Annotated in this window: 19 protein-coding genes and 1 riboswitch; of the genes, 7 read left to right on the forward strand and 12 right to left on the reverse strand. The window is 41.3% G+C overall.

Going from position 1 to position 18,870, the window contains the following annotated elements:
• Positions 1 to 14: 14 nt before the first annotated feature.
• Positions 15 to 965 (forward strand): 50S ribosomal protein L3 N(5)-glutamine methyltransferase, encoded by a 951-nt coding sequence (gene prmB, locus EL144_RS03105; protein ID WP_005703684.1) that lies wholly within the window; start codon positions 15 to 17, stop codon positions 963 to 965.
• A 131-nt stretch (positions 966 to 1,096) separates the two neighbouring features.
• On the opposite strand, the gene EL144_RS03110 is transcribed toward prmB, so the two are convergent.
• The 3 genes from EL144_RS03110 to EL144_RS03120 form a co-directional block, all read right to left on the reverse strand.
• Entirely contained in the window at positions 1,097 to 1,711 is a 615-nt protein-coding gene (locus EL144_RS03110; RefSeq protein ID WP_005703683.1) for a GyrI-like domain-containing protein, read from the reverse strand.
• A gap of 63 nt (positions 1,712 to 1,774) precedes the next feature.
• Positions 1,775 to 2,674: a helix-turn-helix transcriptional regulator gene (locus EL144_RS03115; protein WP_032995099.1), complete on the reverse strand. Its 900-nt coding sequence runs from the start codon at positions 2,672 to 2,674 to the stop codon at positions 1,775 to 1,777.
• A gap of 90 nt (positions 2,675 to 2,764) precedes the next feature.
• The gene (locus EL144_RS03120) at positions 2,765 to 3,790 is read right to left on the reverse strand and encodes a family 20 glycosylhydrolase (protein ID WP_032995124.1); all 1,026 of its coding nucleotides are present in this window, start codon (positions 3,788 to 3,790) and stop codon (positions 2,765 to 2,767) included.
• Positions 3,791 to 4,324: 534 nt separating this feature from the next.
• Positions 4,325 to 4,369, forward strand: a riboswitch (PreQ1 riboswitch).
• 103 nt (positions 4,370 to 4,472) lie between these two features.
• Here EL144_RS03120 and queD point away from each other — a divergent pair.
• The 5 genes from queD to rnb all read left to right on the forward strand — a co-directional run bounded on the left by queD (position 4,473) and on the right by rnb (position 9,497).
• The gene (gene queD / locus EL144_RS03125; RefSeq protein WP_005703679.1) at positions 4,473 to 4,898 is read left to right on the forward strand and encodes a 6-carboxytetrahydropterin synthase QueD; all 426 of its coding nucleotides are present in this window, start codon (positions 4,473 to 4,475) and stop codon (positions 4,896 to 4,898) included.
• 5 nt (positions 4,899 to 4,903) lie between these two features.
• Complete coding sequence (locus EL144_RS03130) at positions 4,904 to 5,533, forward strand: 7-carboxy-7-deazaguanine synthase QueE (RefSeq protein ID WP_005703678.1); 630 nt, start codon at positions 4,904 to 4,906, stop codon at positions 5,531 to 5,533.
• A 224-nt stretch (positions 5,534 to 5,757) separates the two neighbouring features.
• A complete protein-coding gene (locus tag EL144_RS03135; RefSeq protein WP_005703677.1) occupies positions 5,758 to 6,513 on the forward strand; it encodes a Nif3-like dinuclear metal center hexameric protein in 756 nt (251 codons plus the stop codon).
• A gap of 90 nt (positions 6,514 to 6,603) precedes the next feature.
• A complete protein-coding gene (locus tag EL144_RS03140; protein WP_005703676.1) occupies positions 6,604 to 7,392 on the forward strand; it encodes an enoyl-ACP reductase FabI in 789 nt (262 codons plus the stop codon).
• Between the two features lie 125 nt (positions 7,393 to 7,517).
• Positions 7,518 to 9,497 (forward strand): exoribonuclease II, encoded by a 1,980-nt coding sequence (gene rnb, locus EL144_RS03145; RefSeq protein ID WP_005703675.1) that lies wholly within the window; start codon positions 7,518 to 7,520, stop codon positions 9,495 to 9,497.
• Between the two features lie 142 nt (positions 9,498 to 9,639).
• On the opposite strand, the gene EL144_RS03150 is transcribed toward rnb, so the two are convergent.
• Positions 9,640 to 10,362 carry a tetratricopeptide repeat protein gene (locus tag EL144_RS03150; RefSeq protein WP_032995097.1) on the reverse strand — a complete coding sequence of 241 codons (723 nt, stop codon included), beginning with the start codon at positions 10,360 to 10,362 and terminating at the stop codon, positions 9,640 to 9,642.
• Positions 10,359 to 11,075: a YwiC-like family protein gene (locus tag EL144_RS03155; RefSeq protein WP_005702663.1), complete on the reverse strand. Its 717-nt coding sequence runs from the start codon at positions 11,073 to 11,075 to the stop codon at positions 10,359 to 10,361. Before EL144_RS03155 ends, EL144_RS03150 begins: the two co-directional genes overlap by 4 nt.
• 110 nt (positions 11,076 to 11,185) lie before the next feature.
• Between EL144_RS03155 and EL144_RS03160 the strand changes: the two genes are divergently transcribed.
• Positions 11,186 to 11,539, forward strand: a complete 354-nt coding sequence (locus tag EL144_RS03160) for a RidA family protein (protein ID WP_005703673.1) — start codon at positions 11,186 to 11,188, stop codon at positions 11,537 to 11,539.
• Here EL144_RS03160 and EL144_RS03165 read toward each other — a convergent pair.
• Genes EL144_RS03165 through aroC form a run of 7 tightly spaced genes read right to left on the reverse strand, consistent with a single transcriptional unit; the run spans position 11,536 to position 18,850 of the window.
• Positions 11,536 to 12,396, reverse strand: a complete 861-nt coding sequence (locus EL144_RS03165; protein WP_005703672.1) for an endonuclease/exonuclease/phosphatase family protein — start codon at positions 12,394 to 12,396, stop codon at positions 11,536 to 11,538. The genes EL144_RS03160 and EL144_RS03165 overlap by 4 nt on opposite strands.
• A 12-nt stretch (positions 12,397 to 12,408) precedes the next feature.
• Entirely contained in the window at positions 12,409 to 14,451 is a 2,043-nt protein-coding gene (gene dnaX / locus EL144_RS03170; RefSeq protein WP_065336505.1) for a DNA polymerase III subunit gamma/tau, read from the reverse strand.
• Positions 14,452 to 14,488: 37 nt separating this feature from the next.
• A complete protein-coding gene (apt, locus tag EL144_RS03175; RefSeq protein WP_005703668.1) occupies positions 14,489 to 15,100 on the reverse strand; it encodes an adenine phosphoribosyltransferase in 612 nt (203 codons plus the stop codon).
• Between the two features lie 21 nt (positions 15,101 to 15,121).
• Positions 15,122 to 16,078: a lauroyl-Kdo(2)-lipid IV(A) myristoyltransferase gene (gene lpxM / locus EL144_RS03180; protein WP_005703667.1), complete on the reverse strand. Its 957-nt coding sequence runs from the start codon at positions 16,076 to 16,078 to the stop codon at positions 15,122 to 15,124.
• A 36-nt stretch (positions 16,079 to 16,114) separates the two neighbouring features.
• Positions 16,115 to 16,882 carry a TSUP family transporter gene (locus EL144_RS03185; protein ID WP_005703666.1) on the reverse strand — a complete coding sequence of 256 codons (768 nt, stop codon included), beginning with the start codon at positions 16,880 to 16,882 and terminating at the stop codon, positions 16,115 to 16,117.
• A gap of 3 nt (positions 16,883 to 16,885) precedes the next feature.
• The gene (gene mepA, locus EL144_RS03190; protein WP_005703665.1) at positions 16,886 to 17,758 is read right to left on the reverse strand and encodes a penicillin-insensitive murein endopeptidase; all 873 of its coding nucleotides are present in this window, start codon (positions 17,756 to 17,758) and stop codon (positions 16,886 to 16,888) included.
• A gap of 18 nt (positions 17,759 to 17,776) precedes the next feature.
• On the reverse strand, positions 17,777 to 18,850 hold the full coding sequence (gene aroC, locus EL144_RS03195) for a chorismate synthase (protein ID WP_005703664.1): 1,074 nt from the start codon (positions 18,848 to 18,850) through the stop codon (positions 17,777 to 17,779).
• Positions 18,851 to 18,870 lie beyond the last annotated feature (20 nt).

The raw sequence follows: 18,870 nt of genomic DNA on the forward strand, positions 1-18,870 counted from the left end.
GATAAGAGAAAATCATGAACGAAATTGCCTTTAATCAAGAATTAATTGACGATATTTATTCTGCCAACGTACAAAACGACCTACACAGCATCAAAGATTTTCTACGCTGGACTTACACTATTTTCAACCGTGCCGATATTTTCTACGGACATGGCTATGACAACCCTTGGGATGAAGCACAACAACTTGTGCTGGCAACCTTACACCTACCGCCGGATTTTCCAAGCGAATTGTACGATGCCCGTTTAACCATGGCGGAAAAATCAGAATTAATTCGTTTAGTCATGATTCGTTTGGAAAAACGCGTCCCTATTGCTTATTTAATTCATCGTGCGTGGTTCTGCGGTTTAGAATTTTATGTGGACGAGCGGGTCATCATTCCACGCTCACCGATTGGCGGTCTCATTCAACAGCGCTTTGCAGGACTCTTAAACTACGAACCAAAACGAATTTTAGACATGTGCACCGGTAGTGGTTGCATTGCCATCGCTTGCGCCGAACAATTCCCACAAGCTGATGTAGATGCGGTTGATTTGTCTATTGATGCGCTCAATGTGGCGGAAATGAATATCGAACGCCACAATCTGAACCACCGTGTTTTCCCGATTCAATCGAATTTGTTCTCTCATTTATTGGAAGAACAATACGATCTCATCGTTGCTAACCCACCTTATGTCGACTTGGAAGATCTCTCCGATATGCCGGAAGAATTTCATTATGAGCCGGAAATGGCACTTGGATCGGGCAATGACGGCTTAGACATAACTAAAGAAATTTTACGCATGGCTTCTAATTATCTCACCGACAACGGTCTATTGATTTGCGAAGTTGGCAACAGCATGGTGCATTTAATGGAACAATACCCCGATGTACCATTCCATTGGTTGGATCTCCCTAATGGCGGCTTCGGCGTGTTTGCCCTCACCAAAGCAGAATTAATGGCACATCAAGCCGAATTTGCTTAATTGACAAAAAAAGTGCGGTTAGTTTAAAAAACATTTTTCAAACTGACCGCACTTTTGTTTTAACTCATACGGGGAAGATATTCGCTTATATAAAAGAGTAAGTAACACCGGTCAAGGAGCAAAACCATCTCTTATCTTACGAAATATCTTAAAATTGTTTTCAATTTATCTTCCGAAGTTTTGTTTTTATTACTCAAGTATATTTCTCTATGAGAATCAGCACACCTAAACACGCCCAGTTCTTTGGTTAATTTATCCATTTTTTCAAAGGAGGCAAGTTCAGTGTCATAACTCCCTATATGCAATATTTGAATTGCTTTACCACCATCTATACAGCCAAAACTTACTTTATTATATAAGACGTTTGGCTTTTTCTTTTGGACATTTTCAAGTGCATTTAGAAAAATTTCTTGTGTAATAAAATCAGGTTGTTTAATCATAAGCGTATATTTTAGCTTATCTTTATCTAACCCATCTTCGTCGGTTTTTTCCCAAATCCCCTCTAAAGGATACACTGTGAAATCTGTGATTTTATCGTCAGATTCATTCTTCATCATGGATTTAAATAACATCTTAATTGAATATGCAAGCGAATACAGCGTGGATATTCTATCTGAAAAATCCGCTTTATTAGGGTTACCTGCTCCCTGTATCATAATAAACTTTTGGCTTGGCACATCTACAAGCTCAGGTGTTTGTTTTATGCCATAAAGGTGTTTCTCGTTCTTTTTCCATTCATACTTCATTTTAGTTTTCTCCTATATAATTTCACAGGTTCCATTATACAGGGGAAAACTTGACACCATTTGTCATGTTTTATATTTATCCGCTATCTCATTTACCAGGTTTTTAATATGGAACCGAACCTCCTCCGGTTCTAGCACTTCTACATAATTTCCAAATGAAAATATATAGTTATATAACGTATCGCTATTAGGTATGTCTATTTCTGTATATAAATTTCCTTCATCATCCTTAGTAATATCTCCATTAAATTCATCATATACCCTAAAAGCAGCCCTACGATCAAACTTCACTTTTATTCGCACCATATTGTCGGGCTTTATATCTTTTCTTAGTCTTATATCACCAAAATTTTCTTTAAAATGTAATAGTAGTATTTCTAAATTCTTAACTCTCGATAGCTTAAAATATCTGAAATCATTTCTCAGTAAACAAAAAGCGTACAAATACCAATCTTGACCTTTAAATAATAAGCGAGCAGGTTTTACCGTTCGACATGTTTTTTCTTGATTACTGCTAAAGTATGAAAAGGAAATGATATTTCTATTCAAAATAGCGAACTTTAAATCATTAAAAGTTTTTTCGTATGCCTCATTGTTTTGCCAATTATTAAAATCAATCTCTATCCAATTTTGATTTTTCATTTTAAATAGCGCAGATAGCTTCGTTAACAGCTCTCCTTCATATAACTTACTTGTATGCTCCAGGCTCTGAAGTGCGGTCATTATTTGCTCTTTTTCATTTTGGGACAGTAAAGATTTGCTTAGAATAAATTCTTGAGCAACCTCTATTCCACCACCCTTTCCTTGAATAACATAAATTGGAATACCTGCACTGCTTATTGAGTCTATATCTCTATAAATCGTTCTTACTGATACTTCAAACCTATCTGCTAGTTCATTTGCAGTAGCTTTCCCCTTTTCTAATACGTAATACAGTATCCTAAACAATCTACTATCTTTCATGGCAATCATACCCTGCTAGTACAATCATTCTAGTCTGAGTAATAAAAAGTGCGGTCAGTTAAAAAACATTTTTCAAACCGACCGCACTTTTTATTTAATCTCACTGTTCGTCTTTTGAATCACCGCCTCCAGTAAGCCTTTTGTATTTTTCTGAATGGCTTCACTTTTCAAGGCCTTGACATCTTCTCCCCAAATAGACAAAGCCGCGCCGGCAATTTTATGGGTATCTTGTGCTTTATTTTCCGTATTTTGTCCATCCCAAACACTAAGATCCCAATGATTTAAGACGTCTTTTTGAGCAAAGCTCGCATCATGCGAAAGCGTTGAAGAGGTTTTAGGATTTATATAAAGATAATAAGAATTATAATTTAAAACAGTAAAACCTTTTTCGACTAATTCCGGCAGACTCACCCGCAGATGACGACGTCGATTTGCCTCGCCTTCATCTTCCGTATCACCATCATAACTCCAGTAGGTAATTTCAATATTAGGATTTAATTGATCGACGGTATTTTTAATTAAACCATCATTCCAAATTCGGGTTTTTAATCCTTTTTCTCTTAAAAAATCAGCTAATTTATTGGCATAGGCAATAAATTCATGATTACTATTTTCATCATAACCAAACTCATCACCACCAATATGAAAATGCTTAGTACTGTCACCAAAAATATGAATAACTTCAGCCAACAAAGATTGCATAAACTCAATACTGTCCGGATTGGTAATGCTAATTTCGTCATCATTTTGTGGTGATTTTAAAGATTGAAGATAGGCTTCCCCCTTTTCTTGTTTTAATAACGTAAAAATCGCCGTCATGTGATTCGGGCTATCCAGTTCGGGAATAAGCTCAATGCCTTTTGATTTTGCATATGCTTTAATGTCATCAAGCTGTTGATAGCTCAAGAAGGGTTTATTGGTGTAAGGATTAATATAAATTCCGCTTTTATCTTGAATCGCATTTTCCACACGCTGATTCAGCAACCGACTTTCTAAAGCATAATTTTCGTGATCGGAAAAATGTAAATGCAGAAATGTCCCGCCCGACTGGCTAATAGTATCAATAAAAGATTTAATAACTTCAGGCGGATAAAAGTGCCTTGCAATATCCAGCATTAATCCGCTTTCCTTTAAAGTTGTTTTTTGCACTGTTGGCGAATTTATATTGGAATTATCAGAAGACATCTTTACATCGGCAAGACTATTTAACGGGTTCAACAAAAGCAAAGATGGAAGTAAAAAGATAGTTTTTTTTATATTTTTCATAAAAGCCTCAAAAAAGGAAAGAATGCAATAAAACACCTTAATTTTTCACCGCACTTTAATCTATTTTAATATTATTTAAGTGACATAAAAAACTGATTTATTAAATAATGGCTACATAGCAGACTTGCAAGTAGTCGCTTCACACTGTCTCTAAAAAAAGACCACCTTAGATAAGACAAAAGAATCACCAAAATGTTGATATTTTTTCATTGCGTGAGATGAGAGTCGCACTTATCCTCCCTCAAAAATATTGAAAATCTACTGCTAACGTCCCTTCACGCACAAACAACTCATCATACATAAAATAAAAATTCATTGTGTTATCAACGCACTATAAATAAATCACATAAAAGCCACCGTGCATTGTATAATACCGCCAATTTTCAATTTGTAGTTCGCAAACCTCCTACATAAAAAAACTAGGTATCACATGACATTTCCTCTTTTCTTTCCAACCACCTCTGTGACTGCCGATGATGTTTTATGTTAGCGAACGGTTTAGATCATTATTAACCACATTAACAGGCTGATTATGTTTAAAGTTTCTAAAGAATTTAGTTTTGATATGGCCCATCTGTTGGATGGGCATGACGGGAAATGCCAAAATCTGCACGGGCATACGTATAAATTACAAGTTGAAGTGTGCGGTAATTTATATGCAATCGGTGCCAAACAGGGCATGGTGATTGATTTTAGCGATCTCAAAACCATTGTAAAACGTGCCGTTTTAGATCCTATGGATCATGCTTTCATTTACGATCAAACCAGCGAGCGGGAAAGCAAAATCGCCACATTGTTACAACAGCTGGATTCCAAAACCTTTGGTGTACCGTTTCGCACGACGGCCGAGCAGCTGGCACAGTTTATTTATCGTCGTTTGAAAGACGAAGAAAATCTGCCGGTTTCTGCCATCCGTTTATGGGAAACCCCAACGTCATTTTGTGAATATGAGGAATAAGTGCAGTGCAAAAAATTGACGTTTTTACGCCTTCTTACAATATCGTTGAGATTTTTGAGAGCCTACAAGGTGAAGGGTTTAACACCGGTATGCCAAGCATTTTTGTACGTTTCGGCAAATGTAACCTCGCCTGTCCTTGGTGCGACACTAATTACAATCAATTTGAACGCATGACCTTAGCGCAAATCATGGAAGAAGTGCGGTCATTTTCAGCAAAGAATATTATTATCACCGGTGGCGAGCCGACCATTGTGCCGAATATTGAGCTTCTGCTGGATCAAATGAAATCGGAGGGCTATTTTCTTGCCATTGAGACTAACGGCTTGAAACCGATTCCCACACAAATTGACTATATCGCCACCAGCCCGAAACGGTTATATCAACATAAATATGAACAGTGTTGCATTGAATTTGCCGATGAAGTACGCATTGTTGCAGACGGCGATGTCAGTGATTTTTGTGCGTTGATTGAAGAGAACATTCAGGCGACTCGCTACTACCTTTCCCCTTGCGAAATCAACGGCAAAATGAATTTGCTGGAAACCATTACCCAATTAGGTTTATTAAACCAACGCCCCAACAAACCAAAGTGGTTATTAAGTGTACAAACGCATAAATTAATTGGCATAGCATAAATTTCTTGTCGAAAAAACTTAAATTTAGCTTGATCGCTATATATTAAATTGTATAATGAAGTCGTTTTTATTTAAGATAGTCGTCATTCTTAAACACAGTGGCCGATGCAAAAACTCCCCCACGTCTTTGTCAAAAGATCTTCGCATCGGCCATTTTTTTCTTCTTATTCCCTACTAAAGCCATTATTATTACGCCATTCTTTTTCTTCTTTTAGAGAACCTTTATGCAAAATTTAGCCCTAGAAAATCTGCTTAATCAAAAGCTCAATAGCGATACTATTAACGACTACGCACCAAATGGCTTACAAGTGGAAGGCAAGGTCGAAGTCAAAAAAATCATCACCGGCGTCACCGCCAGCCAAGCCCTAATTGATTATGCCGTTGAGCAAAAAGCAGACGCCTTGCTTGTTCATCACGGTTATTTCTGGAAAAGCGAAAATCCTTGTATCCGCGGTATGAAAGGCAAGCGAATCAAAACCTTATTAGTCAATGACATCAATTTATACGGCTATCATTTGCCTTTAGATGTTCACCCCGAACTCGGCAACAACGCCCTGCTCGGCCGGTTACTTGGCATTGAAAATCTTCAACCGTTAGAACAAAACGCAGTCAGCATTCCGGTGTGGGGCACCTTAAAAGAACCGTCAACCGCCGAACAATTTGCCGAACGCATTGAACGCGTGTTAAACCGCAAACCGCTAATTTGCACGGAAAACGGACCGCACTTTATTAGTAAAGTCGGTATTTGTAGCGGTGGCGGACAGGGATATATCGACCTTGCCGCAGCACAAAATTGTGACGCTTTTATCACAGGTGAAGTATCTGAGCAAACCATTCACTCCGCCAGAGAGCAAGGGATTCATTTCTTTGCTGCCGGGCACCATGCCACTGAACGTTACGGCATTAAAGCTCTCGGCGAATGGTTGGCAAAAGAACACGGTTTTGACGTGGAATTTAAGGATATAGATAATCCGGCTTAACTGGTTAAACCAAAAACCGCCACATTGCTCAAGACCGGCAAAACAAGTATAATCTTGCCACTTTTTAACTCAAACAATTTAGGAATAACTATGGGTTTCTTAACAGGTAAACGTATTTTAGTCACAGGTCTCGCCAGCAACCGTTCTATCGCTTACGGTATCGCTAAGGCCATGAAAGAACAAGGTGCAGAATTAGCCTTCACTTATTTAAATGAAAAATTACAACCGCGTGTTGAAGAATTTGCCAAAGAATTTGGCGCAAACATCGTTCTTCCGTTAGACGTTGCCACCGATGAAAGCATTCAAAACTGCTTCGCAGAATTAAGCAAACACTGGGATAAATTTGATGGTTTTGTACACGCCATCGCATTCGCACCGGGCGATCAATTAGACGGCGACTATGTGAATGCGGCAACCCGTGAAGGTTATCGCATTGCCCACGACATCAGTGCATACAGTTTTGTAGCAATGGCGCAAGCAGCACGTCCATATTTGAATCCTAACGCGGCATTATTAACCCTTTCTTATTTAGGTGCAGAACGTGCCATTCCAAACTATAACGTGATGTGTTTAGCCAAAGCCTCTCTTGAAGCGGCAACCCGTGTGATGGCAGCAGATTTAGGCAAAGACGGCATTCGCGTGAACGCCATTTCCGCAGGCCCGATTCGTACCTTAGCGGCTTCCGGCATTAAAAACTTCAAGAAAATGTTGGCAACCTTCGAGAAAACCGCTGCATTACGCCGTACCGTGACCATTGAAGATGTGGGCAACTCCGCAGCGTTCTTATGCTCTGATTTAGCATCCGGCATCACCGGTGAAATCGTCCATGTTGATGCAGGCTTCAGCATCACCGCCATGGGCGAGTTAGGCGAAGAATAATTTTTTCTTCCTTTATTTTATCGGCAGGTTTTTTAACCTGCCTTTTCTATTTGTAAGGCGGATTTTAGTCCGCCATTTTATGACGGCTTCGGCGGACTCCACTCTGCCCTACGATAAAAATAATTATGTTCCAAGACAACCCATTACTCGCACAACTCAAACAACAAATTCATGACAGTAAAGAACGTGTAGAAGGCACGGTAAAAGGCTCCGATAAAGCCTATGGCTTTTTAGAATGTGATAAAAAAAGCTACTTTATTGCACCACCTGCCATGAAAAAAGTGATGCACGGCGACAAAATCAGTGCCACTATCGAAAAACAAGGCGATAAAGAACAAGCCGAACCGGAGACCTTAATCGAGCCGATGCTTACCCGTTTTATCGCGAAAGTGCGGTTCAATAAAGACAAGAAATTGCAGGTGCTTGTTGATCACCCTAACATTAATCAGCCCATTGGCGCCGCGCAAAGCAAAGCCGTCAAAGAAGAATTACAGGAAGGCGATTGGGTTGTGGCAACCTTAAAAATCCACCCTTTGCGCGACGATCGTTTTTTCTATGCGCAAATCACTCAATTTATTTGCCACGCCGATGATGAACTGGCACCTTGGTGGGTGACACTTGCGCGTCACGAACAACCGCGTGAACCGGTACAAGGACAAGATCACTATGAAATGCAAGATCAAGAAACGCGCGAAAATCTGACCGCACTTCACTTCGTCACTATCGACTCTGAAACCACGCAGGACATGGACGATGCCTTGTATATTGAGCCTATTGCCTCAAACGGTGAACAAACCGGCTGGAAATTAGTGGTTGCCATTGCCGATCCGACGGCTTATATCAGTTTAAATTCACAAATCGAAAAAGACGCCAAACAACGTTGTTTCACCAATTATCTGCCCGGCTTCAATATTCCGATGTTGCCACGGGAACTTTCTGATGAGCTTTGTTCCTTAAAACCTCACGAAACCCGTCCGGCATTGGTTTGCTACATTCAAACGGACTTACAGGGCAACATCAGTGCGCCGGCAAAATTTGTGTTAGCCGATGTGCAATCAAAAGATAAATTAACGTACAACCAAGTCTCTGATTACTTAGAAGACAAAGACAATGCTTGGCAACCGGAAAATCCGGAAACGGCACAGCAAATTCACTGGTTGCACCAATTTACCCTAACTAGAACGCAATGGCGCAAAACCCACGCACTGCTTTTTAAAGAAAAACCGGATTATTCTTTCGTGCTGGCAGAAAACGGCAAAGTGCAAGAAATTAAGGCGGAGTATCGCCGTATCGCCAACCAAATCGTGGAAGAATCCATGATTATCGCGAATATCTGCGCCGCCCAATTTTTACATGAAAACTTACAGTGCGGCATTTTTAACACGCACAGCGGATTCGATAAAAAATTCTTGGAAAACGCCCACAATTTCTTGTTAGCTAATTTAGCCAATGATGAAAATAAAGCGGAATTACAAAGCCGTTATGCACCAGAAAATTTGGCAACCTTAAAAGGTTACTGCCAAATGCGCCATGATATTGAACCGATTGAAGGAGATTATTTGGAATTCCGTTTGCGTCGTTTCCTCACTTTCGCAGAATTTAAAGCGGAATTAGCACCGCACTTTGGCCTAGGCTTAAAGGGTTACGCCACGTGGACGTCGCCAATCCGCAAATATTCCGATATGGTGAACCATCGCTTAATCAAAGCCCATTTAGCCAACCGCGATTTTACCAAACCGGAAGAAACGGTACTTGCCCGCTTGCAAGAAGCACGTCGCCAAAATCGTTTGGTGGAACGTGATATTGCCGATTGGCTATATTGTCGTTATTTGGCGGATAAGGTGGAAAGCAAAGTCGAATTTGAAGCCGAAGTACAAGACGTCACCCGCGGCGGCTTGCGTGTCATGCTGTTGGAAAACGGTGCCTCCATGTTTATCCCGGCCTCCACACTCCATGACAACCGAGAGGAAATCACCATAAATAATGATGAAATAGCCTTCTACATTAAAGATCAGCGCCAATATAAAATCGGCGATCTTATCCGCGTGCAACTGAACGAAGTAAAAGAAAACACACGAAGTATCGTAGGAACCATCTTAAAATAAACTCAAAGCGCGGTTAAATTTTAGGGTGTTTTACTCACTAAAACATCCTAAAAATCGAGTGTATTCCTGTTTGAGAAAGGATCAGAATTTGAAAAAACCACTCAACAAAAAAATCCATCTTATTAGATGGATTTTTTTATGGTTATTGATAATAACTTAACATCTCTAGTCTTTCCCGTGCCATTCCGGAAAAATGGCTCTGTTGAGCAATGAGGTCACGGTAGATAGAAATTGCCATTGGACGGTTGCGTTTGGTGCCGACACCGTGTTCATACATCAGGCCTAGACGAAAAATAGCTTCTTCATTACCTAATTTGGCACTTTTTTCTAACCAGTGAAAAGATTTATTAAAATTTTTAATTTTGTTCTCGTTAAAATATAGCATGCCCAAAATGAGCATAGCATGAGAATCGTTGAATTCTGCTGATTGCTCCAATAACTCCATGCCATGTTTCAAGCTTTTTTGTATACCGTAGCCTCCGACATACATAATCCCTAAATTGGTCAGCGCATTGACACTGCCTTTTTCTGCTGCTTCACTAAACCACCAATAGGCTTTTTCATAATTTTGCTCAACGCCGTCGCCACCAAAATAAAAACGACCTAAATCTAATTGAGCATTTCGATCATCTTTTAATGCTAAAATCCGCATAATATTAAAGGCAGTACGGGCATCATCTTGAGCAAAAAATTGCCTTGCTAAATTTCTTAATTCATCATTATTCAGTTTATTTTGTACAAACTTACTCATGGTCTGCGCAGTTTGCTCTACCGACCAGGCCACATCATCGATTGCCTGTGCGGAGAAACTGAATAGCCCCAACAATATCGCAAAATTTCTTAACTGTTTTTTCATCATCTTCATAAAGTAGCATATAACAAATTGGCGAAAAACAAGAGGGAAATGCCCATTTCGGTGAGCCCAACTTGCTTTACCGATAATTTCTTATGCGGTAACCAAATTGCACGAATTAACGGCGGTACAAAAGCGAATGCCATTAAATATTGTTGGAACAAGAGGAAGACAAGAATACAAACCACATGAAAACCAATAGAGAATTTCAAATATAACGGATTCTTGCGTTCACGCATGACCGATTTTACGTACAATGTGGTTCCGATAAAAAATAGACTTGGATATAAAGCGACCAACCAAATATTGTGGTCAAACGCACGGTCAGGGAAGTAATAAGACCCCATACCGGCGATAGCAAAAATAATAATCCCAACTAAATCATTTAAAAATGCACGTTCATCTTTTTGCTTAACATAATGGATACTAACTAAAACTAACGGCAACATGGCAACAACAAATAATACAGTGTGCCAGTTATAAACTACCACTGGAATGGCAAAAATGACACAAGCGAAGAAATATATCCATGACCATTTGATATACAGTTCTAAATTTCTGCCTTTAAATAAATTTAAGAACGGATAGGTCATTAAATATAACGAAAACCATGCCAATAAGAAGAAAACATGTTGCCAAATAGGGCGACCGAGTAACATTCCGTATAAAAATGGCATTAAGGCCATTACGATGGCGCCATGCTGATTAGAAATTAGTAGTTTCATAAATAGGACTTATTATCAGTTTAAAGGTTCAAGAATTTTAGAGCTTTTTCCGTCAAATTGGTATAATCTCCAGCGGTTATTTTTGTGCTGAAACAATCGAGGAGAAAAAGATGCACCCCATTCAACGTATCGACAGCGGTGCCCGTTTATCGGAAATGGTAATTTATAACGGTGTTGCTTATTTAGCGGGTCAAGTTCCAGAAACAACGCTAACAGAAAATGCTTACGCACAAACGAAAGAAGTTCTCTCATTAATTGATAAATTACTCGCCAAAGCCAATACGAATAAAAGTCGTATTTTAAATGCTCAAATTTTCCTTGCCGATATGTTGGATTATGCTGAAATGAATCATGCTTGGGATGAATGGGGTGATACAAACAATGCCCCTGCGCGCGCCACTGTTGAGGCAAAATTAGCGGACGCACGCTGGAAAGTTGAAATTGTGGTGACGGCAGCAGTCTAATGAAATACATCCACCTCCACCAACAATGGAGCATGATCGGAAGCCTCAGTTGGGCGGGTGGTTGCGGAAGTCACGGATAAACCGCGTAAAAAGACATGATCCAACGGATAATCTAAAAAGCGCAGGCGATGATCCTCAGAGAAATTCACTTCCTGTAAATCATATTGCTTTGCCAGTTCGCGAATTAACGCTAAGCGATAACCGTTCCAAGAATTAAAATCTCCTGCCAACACAATCGGCCCATGATGTCGGTTCACCAATGACATCAGTCTGCTAAGTTGTTGACGATAAGCAGCAAGATTGATTTCAAAATTAATCAAATGCACATTAACCACGAGCAAGGCTTGCCCATTAGCCAATGGAAATGTCATGGCCTCCCCCACTTTAGGAATGCGAATCCAAGGCTCAACTTCTGCACCGGCACAGTAAAAGTGCGGTGAAAATTTTGAAAGAATCTGCACGCCGGATTGCTGTGTTAAATAAGCAAAGGCCGTAGCATAAAGTGCGGTAGGAAATTGCGATGAAAATTTCTCGGCTAAGTTTTGCGTATTGGTGGCTTCCTGTAACAACAGAAAATCTTTACCCTGTACTAAATTTTCCAATTCTTCTTGCCAACCATGATCCAACCCTTTATGCACATTCCAAATCAATAAACGAAACTTATCTTGCTGAATCGAGTTAATATTTTCCTCCGTTTGGAAACAAGTCAAACCGCTATCTGTTTTCATCGGGTGATAAGCTAAATTCTCAGTCTGTTGGAATTCGATATGAACGGGAGAAAAAATCTCCACGCTATAAAAAAGGTAAGAAGGAACAGTAGCTAACACAGCAAAAATCACAAATAAAATCTTACGCATTGGAAATCAACCTTACACCGGGCGAATACTTTTCACGTCAATCGTGCAATTAAATGCCTGTTCTAATAATTTCAGTTTCTTATCTTGCAATACATCTATTTCTGCCTGTTCACGCAATGTCATGTAAGTTTTACGGCGATAATCTGTTGGCGTTAAGTAAGCTGCATCATCATTGACATCCACAGTCAACTGCAACGTTTTTTCTAGCACAAGAGAAACTGCTCGTTGCAAAGCACTACGATGTTTTTCTTGATTCAAATGAGAATGGCTGGAACGCACACCAAGTTTTAATTCATCATCTGATTCCTGCCAAATAAAGGTATTCAAAGCAAATTCTTTAGTGAGATTCTCTACACCACTTTGCTCAATTAAGCGTGCCCAACGATCTTGTTCTTGAGTTAAATTGACGATTTTTTGTTGTAATTCAGGTGTGATGTCTTGCAGAATGGCGGCCTTGATTTCGGAAGGTTTTGGGCCTTCTTGCACATTGGCAAGTTCTGGATTGCTCCACTCCCAACGATAGTCCTCACCAAGCAGCTCGCCATCATTTTCATCGGTATCGGATTCGGTTGAATTTTCTACCGCACTTTTCGCTTCCCTATTTTCTTTATCGGCTAAAAGTGCGGTCGTTTTTGGCAACGAATTTTCGCTTAAGTGCTCAGACTTTTTTTTTTCTGATGCACTAGGGCTTGGCATAGCCCCTAATTGATTCAGGCCTTCTAATGCATTAAGCACCGGCGAATTCACCAACGCTTCGGCGGGTTGTTCCAAAGATTGAGCCTGTGTAGTTTGAAGATTGGCTTGATGGGGAACATCTTGATGAATCGGCTGTTTTTTTGCCTGATAGTGTGCCTTGATAGCTTGAGACACTACCGGCATTTCAATGGCATGAACCGATTGTGCAGCGGATGGCATCGAAGATTTAGTAGCATTTTCTACCGCACTTTGCGCCGGTTCCGTAGCAATGACATGATTCACTAATTTCGGATGAAATGCCAAGGCACGCAATAGCACCATTTCCGCCCCCATGCGTGGCGTTGGTGCCAAGGTGAGTTCTTTTCGGCCAGTAACCAATACTTGATAAAAGAATTGCACATCTTCCGGTACAATATGCTTGGCTAAAAAACCAATTTGATTGGATTCATCAATATTCGGTTGTGGCAATAATTGTTGCATGGCGATTTTGTGTAAATTTTCCGCCACTTCCCGTAATAATTCATCCCAATCCCCAGCTTTATCGGCAACAGCATTCACCACCTGCATAAGTTTTTCGCCATTACCTTGTTGTAAGGCATAAATGATGTCGATAGCTTGACTTTCATCCAATAAGCCAAGCATCTCCTTTACCACGCTCAGCGTCACCTTGCCGTTACTCATGGCAATGGCTTGATCCGTTAAACTTAAACTGTCTCGAATACTACCTTGGGCTGCATTGGCTAACTTATCCAACGCCAGATCTTCAAACGGAATATTTTCCTGTTGCAAAATATCGGCCAAATGCGCAGAGATTTGTTGTGGCTCCAAAGCCTTCAAATGGAACTGCATACAACGGGACAAAATTGTCACCGGCAGCTTATGCGGATCTGTAGTGGCAAGCAGGAATTTCACATATTCCGGCGGCTCTTCCAAGGTTTTTAACAACGCATTGAAGGAATGGCGGGAAAGCATATGCACTTCGTCGATAAGATACACTTTATAGCGTCCAACCACCGGTTTGTATTGCACGTTATCCAGTAATTCTCGGGTATCTTCCACTTTCGTGCGGGAAGCGGCATCAATTTCGATTAAGTCAATAAAATTGCCTTCTTCTATGGCCTTGCAGTGCTCGCACTCACCACAAGGTTCGGCCGTCACGCCGTTGACGCAATTCAGTCCTTTAGCAAATAACCGAGCGATGGAGGTTTTGCCCACACCACGGGTGCCGGAGAAAAGATAAGCATGGTGCAAGCGATTTTCACGTAAACCATTTGCAAGTGCCGCCAAGACGTGCTGCTGCCCAATAACCTCGTTAAAGGTTTTTGGTCGCCATTTTCTTGCCAATACTTGATAACTCATGCTTTATCCTTGCTTGAATCATGCTAAAGAAGGCAAATTACTCGCCTTCGAAATTCACTAAAGTATAAGGTTCAACACCCAACCCAAGTAAACGTTGTTCGCCGCCTAAATCCGGTAAATTAATCACGAATGCGGCATATTTTACATCTCCACCAAGGCGTTGTACCAATTTAATGGTTGCTTCGACTGTACCGCCAGTTGCCAACAAATCGTCAATAACTAATACGTTATCGTTAGCTTGAATAGAATCCGTATGGATTTCCAAGGTATCTTGACCATATTCCAATTCATAGGATTGTGCAATGGTTTCACGTGGCAATTTACCCGGTTTGCGTACTAACACAAAAGGCACGTTTAGCGCTAAAGCCACGGGCGCCCCAAAAATAAAGCCACGAGATTCGGTGCCGATAACTTTGGTAATTCCTTTCGCTTTAACATGCTGCACGATGAGTTCAATTGCGGCATGAAATGCACTTGGATTTTCGACCAAGCTGGTGATATCACGGAAAATAATTCCCGGTTTCGGATAATTAGGAATTGATTTAATTGAAGATGCAATTAATGCAAGTTTGTTTTCCATTTTTTTACCTAAAAGTGCGGTCATTTTTGAACGCGGATTGAAATTATAAAACGGGCGGCATATTACCATAAAAAGGCGATTTGCCGAACATTAATGATAAAGATCTTCACCATTTTTTCTGGTACGCAACAGCTGCAAGATCCACACATATTGGACCGGAGTGGCAGTGACAAAACTTTCGATTTCTTCGTTCATGGCACGCGCCGACTGTTGCGGATCATCGCTTAAGGTCATTGGTGGATGAATTTCCATTTGGTACTTGCCCGCCTCGGCGTTATAACGCGGGAACATGGGAATTACTACCGCTTTCGCCAATTTCGCCATTTTATTGATGCCCGGCAGGGTTGCTTTGTACGTGGCGAAGAAATCCACATACACGCTCTGCTCTTCGCCAAAATCTTCATCCGGTAAATAATAGCCCATCTGACCCTGACGAATATGCGCTAAAAACGGTTTGATGCCATTTTGGCGGGCATGCATTTTGCCGCCGAAGCGTTCCCGCGCCAATGTCCAAAGCCAATCCACCAACGGGTTGCGGTGAGGGTTATACATAGATGTCATCGGAATGCCATGCGTGTGTAAAATAATGCCGGAGGCATCAATTGCCCAACCATGCGGCACCAACAAAATTACGTTTTTCCCCTGCTCTTTTGCCTGCTTGATGTGTTCAATGCCGATAAATTCACTCCGTTTTTGCAAATGTTTTTTAGAACGTACGGCAATTTCGCCAATACCTAACATTACTTGCGCCAACACGGCAAACATTTCATCAATCACCTGCTCGCGTTGTTGCTCCGTCCATTGAGGAAAACAATATTGCAAATTAATTTGCGCCCGTTTGCGTTGTTTTTTCGCTTTATGTCCGATAAACACGCCCAGTTTGGCAGCCAATTTATCACGCAGGCGAAAAGGCACGAAAGCCAGCAATAACAGTGCCAATATACCGAGCCAAACACCCCAGTATTTGGGTTTTAAATACGACCATGAAAAATGCGGCTCATAGCCGACACGTGCGGTTAAACGAATGTTCTGTTGAGAATCTGTCATAAAAAACTTTGCGGAAATTCACCGCACTTTATACCGTTAAAAATTAAACCAGCCTTGATCAAAGGCCATTTTTATCGTCATGATAAAAGACATGACCACCACCATTGGGCGAATTAAGGTTTTGCCTTTGGTCATGACCATTTTAGCGCCGAAATTTGCGCCAATAAATTGTCCTGCCATCATTACCAAGCCAACCGTCCATAAAATCTGTCCGCCGATTAAAAAGAAAATTAACGAAGCCAGATTAGACGTAAAGTTCATCACTTTGGCATGTGCGGTGGCTTTGGCTAAATTAAAACCAAGTAAAGTAACACAAGCCAAACTCATAATGGAGCCGGTGCCCGGACCAAAAAAACCATCATAAAATCCCATTAATGAGCCGATACAAAAAGCAAAGATGGGATATGATAGGCGCTGCTTACGATCTTCATCGCCTAATTTAGGCGTAAGTAAAAAGTATAAGCCGATGGCCAAAATGAGAAATGGCAGAATTTTCTTAATTAAGGAGGCGTCGATTAATTGGATCAAAATTGTGCCGGCTACAGAACCAAGAAAGATCATCAGCAAAATCAACCAAACTTCCGAAAATTTAACCGCTCTTTTGCGTAAAAAATATAAACTGGCTGAAAATGAACCGCCACAGGCTTGGAGTTTATTTGTGCCAAGAGCAGCAGCTGGGGGAATGCCTGTCATTAATAAGGCGGGAATCGTTATTAACCCGCCACCACCGGCAATCGCATCGATAAAACCGGCAATGAACGCTACCGCAAATAAAATGGCTAAAATATCAACCCCAAACTCCATATGTTACTCCAACCATTCGCTTCGATTTGGAGAGCTTAACACCTGTTGACATAAAAACGGTTCCGGAGGGGTGACTTTCGGTTTGCTTGGTGGCGCACCTGGCTTGGCGGGTTCAAACCAAGAATAAAGCTCCTCACCACAACCATCACCGGCTGGCACTGGTGCTTGATTTTCACAATACTGTGCTCCTTGCGGGCAAGCGATCCGCACATGGAAATGGGAATCGTGTCCGAACCAAGGTCGAATTTTATGTAACCAATGACGGTCAGTTCCGGCAGTTTCACAAAGTTTTAACTTAATTGCCGGATTCACGAAAATACGGGTGACTTTTGGATCTTCCGCCGCGAGTTTAATTAATTTTGCATGATTTGCATTCCAAATATTCTCATCCACCCGCTGTGCTTTACGATTTACCACCAATAACCCCTTACCGTCAGAGTTTAGCGCATCCGTATCAGACATTGCTCCCATGCGTAACCAAATATCCGCATCCAATCCCATCTGATGGCTGGCATGCCCTGTTAAAAAACGTCCGCCACCGGGCATGGCAATATCTCCCACCAACATCGTTGGCAAGCCTGCTACTTTAGCCCGCTCACCTAAACGTTGTAAATAACTAATCATATCAGGGTGGCCGTAATAACGGTTTTTATTCATGCGAATGACTTGATAGCCCACTCCCTTGTAAGGCAAGGGTTGTGCACCGATCAAACAGCCATTGGTATAACTTCCGATGGGTTGAGGTCTTCCGTCTTCTGCCGGAATCGGGCGCTTAATTTGTTGCCAATCTTGCGGTGCGGCAATCACTTGGGCGGTATAAAAAACGCCGCTAAAAATGACCGCACTTTTGAGGAATTCAAGTAACGTTTTTTTCATTTTATCGTCTCACTATGCTTATTTACACTGTGCCTTAAAACGTAATAAATGATCCAATAACACAATCGCCATCATGGCCTCGGCAATCGGCACAGCGCGAATACCAACACAAGGATCATGGCGACCTTTGGTAACGACCTCTACCGGTTCGCCATCAAGATTAATGGAACGTCCCGGAATGGTAATACTGGAAGTAGGTTTTAAGGCAATTGTGGCGACTATCGGTTGACCAGAGCTAATACCACCTAAAATACCGCCTGCATGATTAGAAAGAAAGCCTTCAGGTGTCATTTCATCACGATGTTGACTGCCTTTCTGTTCTATCACCGCAAAGCCATCACCAATTTCAACGCCTTTCACAGCATTAATGCTCATTAAAGCATGAGCAAGATCGGCATCTAAGCGATCAAACACAGGCTCGCCCAGCCCTGCAGGTACATTTTCCGCTACCACAGTGATTTTTGCGCCAATGGAATCACCTTGTTTTTTCAGTTCACGGATTAATTCATCAAACTTTTCCACCGCACTTTGATCCGGGCAAAAGAACGGATTGCTATTCACCTCTGCCCAGTCAATGTTTTCAATGGCTTGGGGTGCCATTTTTACCTCGCCGATTTGACTTAAAAAACCACGTACTTCGATACCGAATTGTTCACGCAAATATTTTTTTGCAATGGCTCCAGCGGCGACACGCATGGCTGTCTCACGAGCAGAAGAACGTCCACCTCCCCGATAATCACGAATACCGTATTTTTGCTGGTAGGTAAAATCTGCGTGCCCCGGACGGAAACGATCTTTAATGTCGCCATAATCTTGTGAGCGTTGATCCGAATTTTTGATGATCATGCCGATGCTGGTACCTGTCGTTTTACCTTCAAATACGCCGGACAAAATTTGTACTTCGTCATCTTCACGACGGGGGGTGGTGTAACGCGATGTTCCTGGTTTTCGACGATCCAAATCCGGTTGAATATCCGCTTCCGATAACGCCATATTTGGTGGTACGCCGTCAACGATACAGCCCAACGCAATGCCGTGGGATTCACCGAAAGTGGTCACGCGAAACAGTTGCCCGATAGTATTTCCTGCCATAATTTTCTCTCTTTACTGCA

Origin of the sequence: Aggregatibacter aphrophilus ATCC 33389 (assembly GCF_900636915.1) — a bacterium.
Classification (GTDB): domain Bacteria; phylum Pseudomonadota; class Gammaproteobacteria; order Enterobacterales; family Pasteurellaceae; genus Aggregatibacter; species Aggregatibacter aphrophilus.

What these genes read in the sequence shown, in the direction of transcription:
- prmB (WP_005703684.1), top strand. Translation starts at nt 15, where the DNA reads ATGAACGAAATTGCCTTTAATCAAGAATTAATTGACGATATTTATTCT.
- EL144_RS03110 (WP_005703683.1), bottom strand. Translation starts at nt 1,711, where the DNA reads ATGAAGTATGAATGGAAAAAGAACGAGAAACACCTTTATGGCATAAAA.
- EL144_RS03115 (WP_032995099.1), bottom strand. Translation starts at nt 2,674, where the DNA reads ATGAAAGATAGTAGATTGTTTAGGATACTGTATTACGTATTAGAAAAG.
- EL144_RS03120 (WP_032995124.1), bottom strand. Translation starts at nt 3,790, where the DNA reads ATGCTGGATATTGCAAGGCACTTTTATCCGCCTGAAGTTATTAAATCT.
- queD (WP_005703679.1), top strand. Translation starts at nt 4,473, where the DNA reads ATGTTTAAAGTTTCTAAAGAATTTAGTTTTGATATGGCCCATCTGTTG.
- EL144_RS03135 (WP_005703677.1), top strand. Translation starts at nt 5,758, where the DNA reads ATGCAAAATTTAGCCCTAGAAAATCTGCTTAATCAAAAGCTCAATAGC.
- EL144_RS03140 (WP_005703676.1), top strand. Translation starts at nt 6,604, where the DNA reads ATGGGTTTCTTAACAGGTAAACGTATTTTAGTCACAGGTCTCGCCAGC.
- rnb (WP_005703675.1), top strand. Translation starts at nt 7,518, where the DNA reads ATGTTCCAAGACAACCCATTACTCGCACAACTCAAACAACAAATTCAT.
- EL144_RS03150 (WP_032995097.1), bottom strand. Translation starts at nt 10,362, where the DNA reads ATGAAGATGATGAAAAAACAGTTAAGAAATTTTGCGATATTGTTGGGG.
- EL144_RS03155 (WP_005702663.1), bottom strand. Translation starts at nt 11,075, where the DNA reads ATGAAACTACTAATTTCTAATCAGCATGGCGCCATCGTAATGGCCTTA.
- EL144_RS03160 (WP_005703673.1), top strand. Translation starts at nt 11,186, where the DNA reads ATGCACCCCATTCAACGTATCGACAGCGGTGCCCGTTTATCGGAAATG.
- EL144_RS03165 (WP_005703672.1), bottom strand. Translation starts at nt 12,396, where the DNA reads ATGCGTAAGATTTTATTTGTGATTTTTGCTGTGTTAGCTACTGTTCCT.
- dnaX (WP_065336505.1), bottom strand. Translation starts at nt 14,451, where the DNA reads ATGAGTTATCAAGTATTGGCAAGAAAATGGCGACCAAAAACCTTTAAC.
- apt (WP_005703668.1), bottom strand. Translation starts at nt 15,100, where the DNA reads ATGGTAATATGCCGCCCGTTTTATAATTTCAATCCGCGTTCAAAAATG.
- lpxM (WP_005703667.1), bottom strand. Translation starts at nt 16,078, where the DNA reads ATGACAGATTCTCAACAGAACATTCGTTTAACCGCACGTGTCGGCTAT.
- EL144_RS03185 (WP_005703666.1), bottom strand. Translation starts at nt 16,882, where the DNA reads ATGGAGTTTGGGGTTGATATTTTAGCCATTTTATTTGCGGTAGCGTTC.
- mepA (WP_005703665.1), bottom strand. Translation starts at nt 17,758, where the DNA reads ATGAAAAAAACGTTACTTGAATTCCTCAAAAGTGCGGTCATTTTTAGC.
- aroC (WP_005703664.1), bottom strand. Translation starts at nt 18,850, where the DNA reads ATGGCAGGAAATACTATCGGGCAACTGTTTCGCGTGACCACTTTCGGT.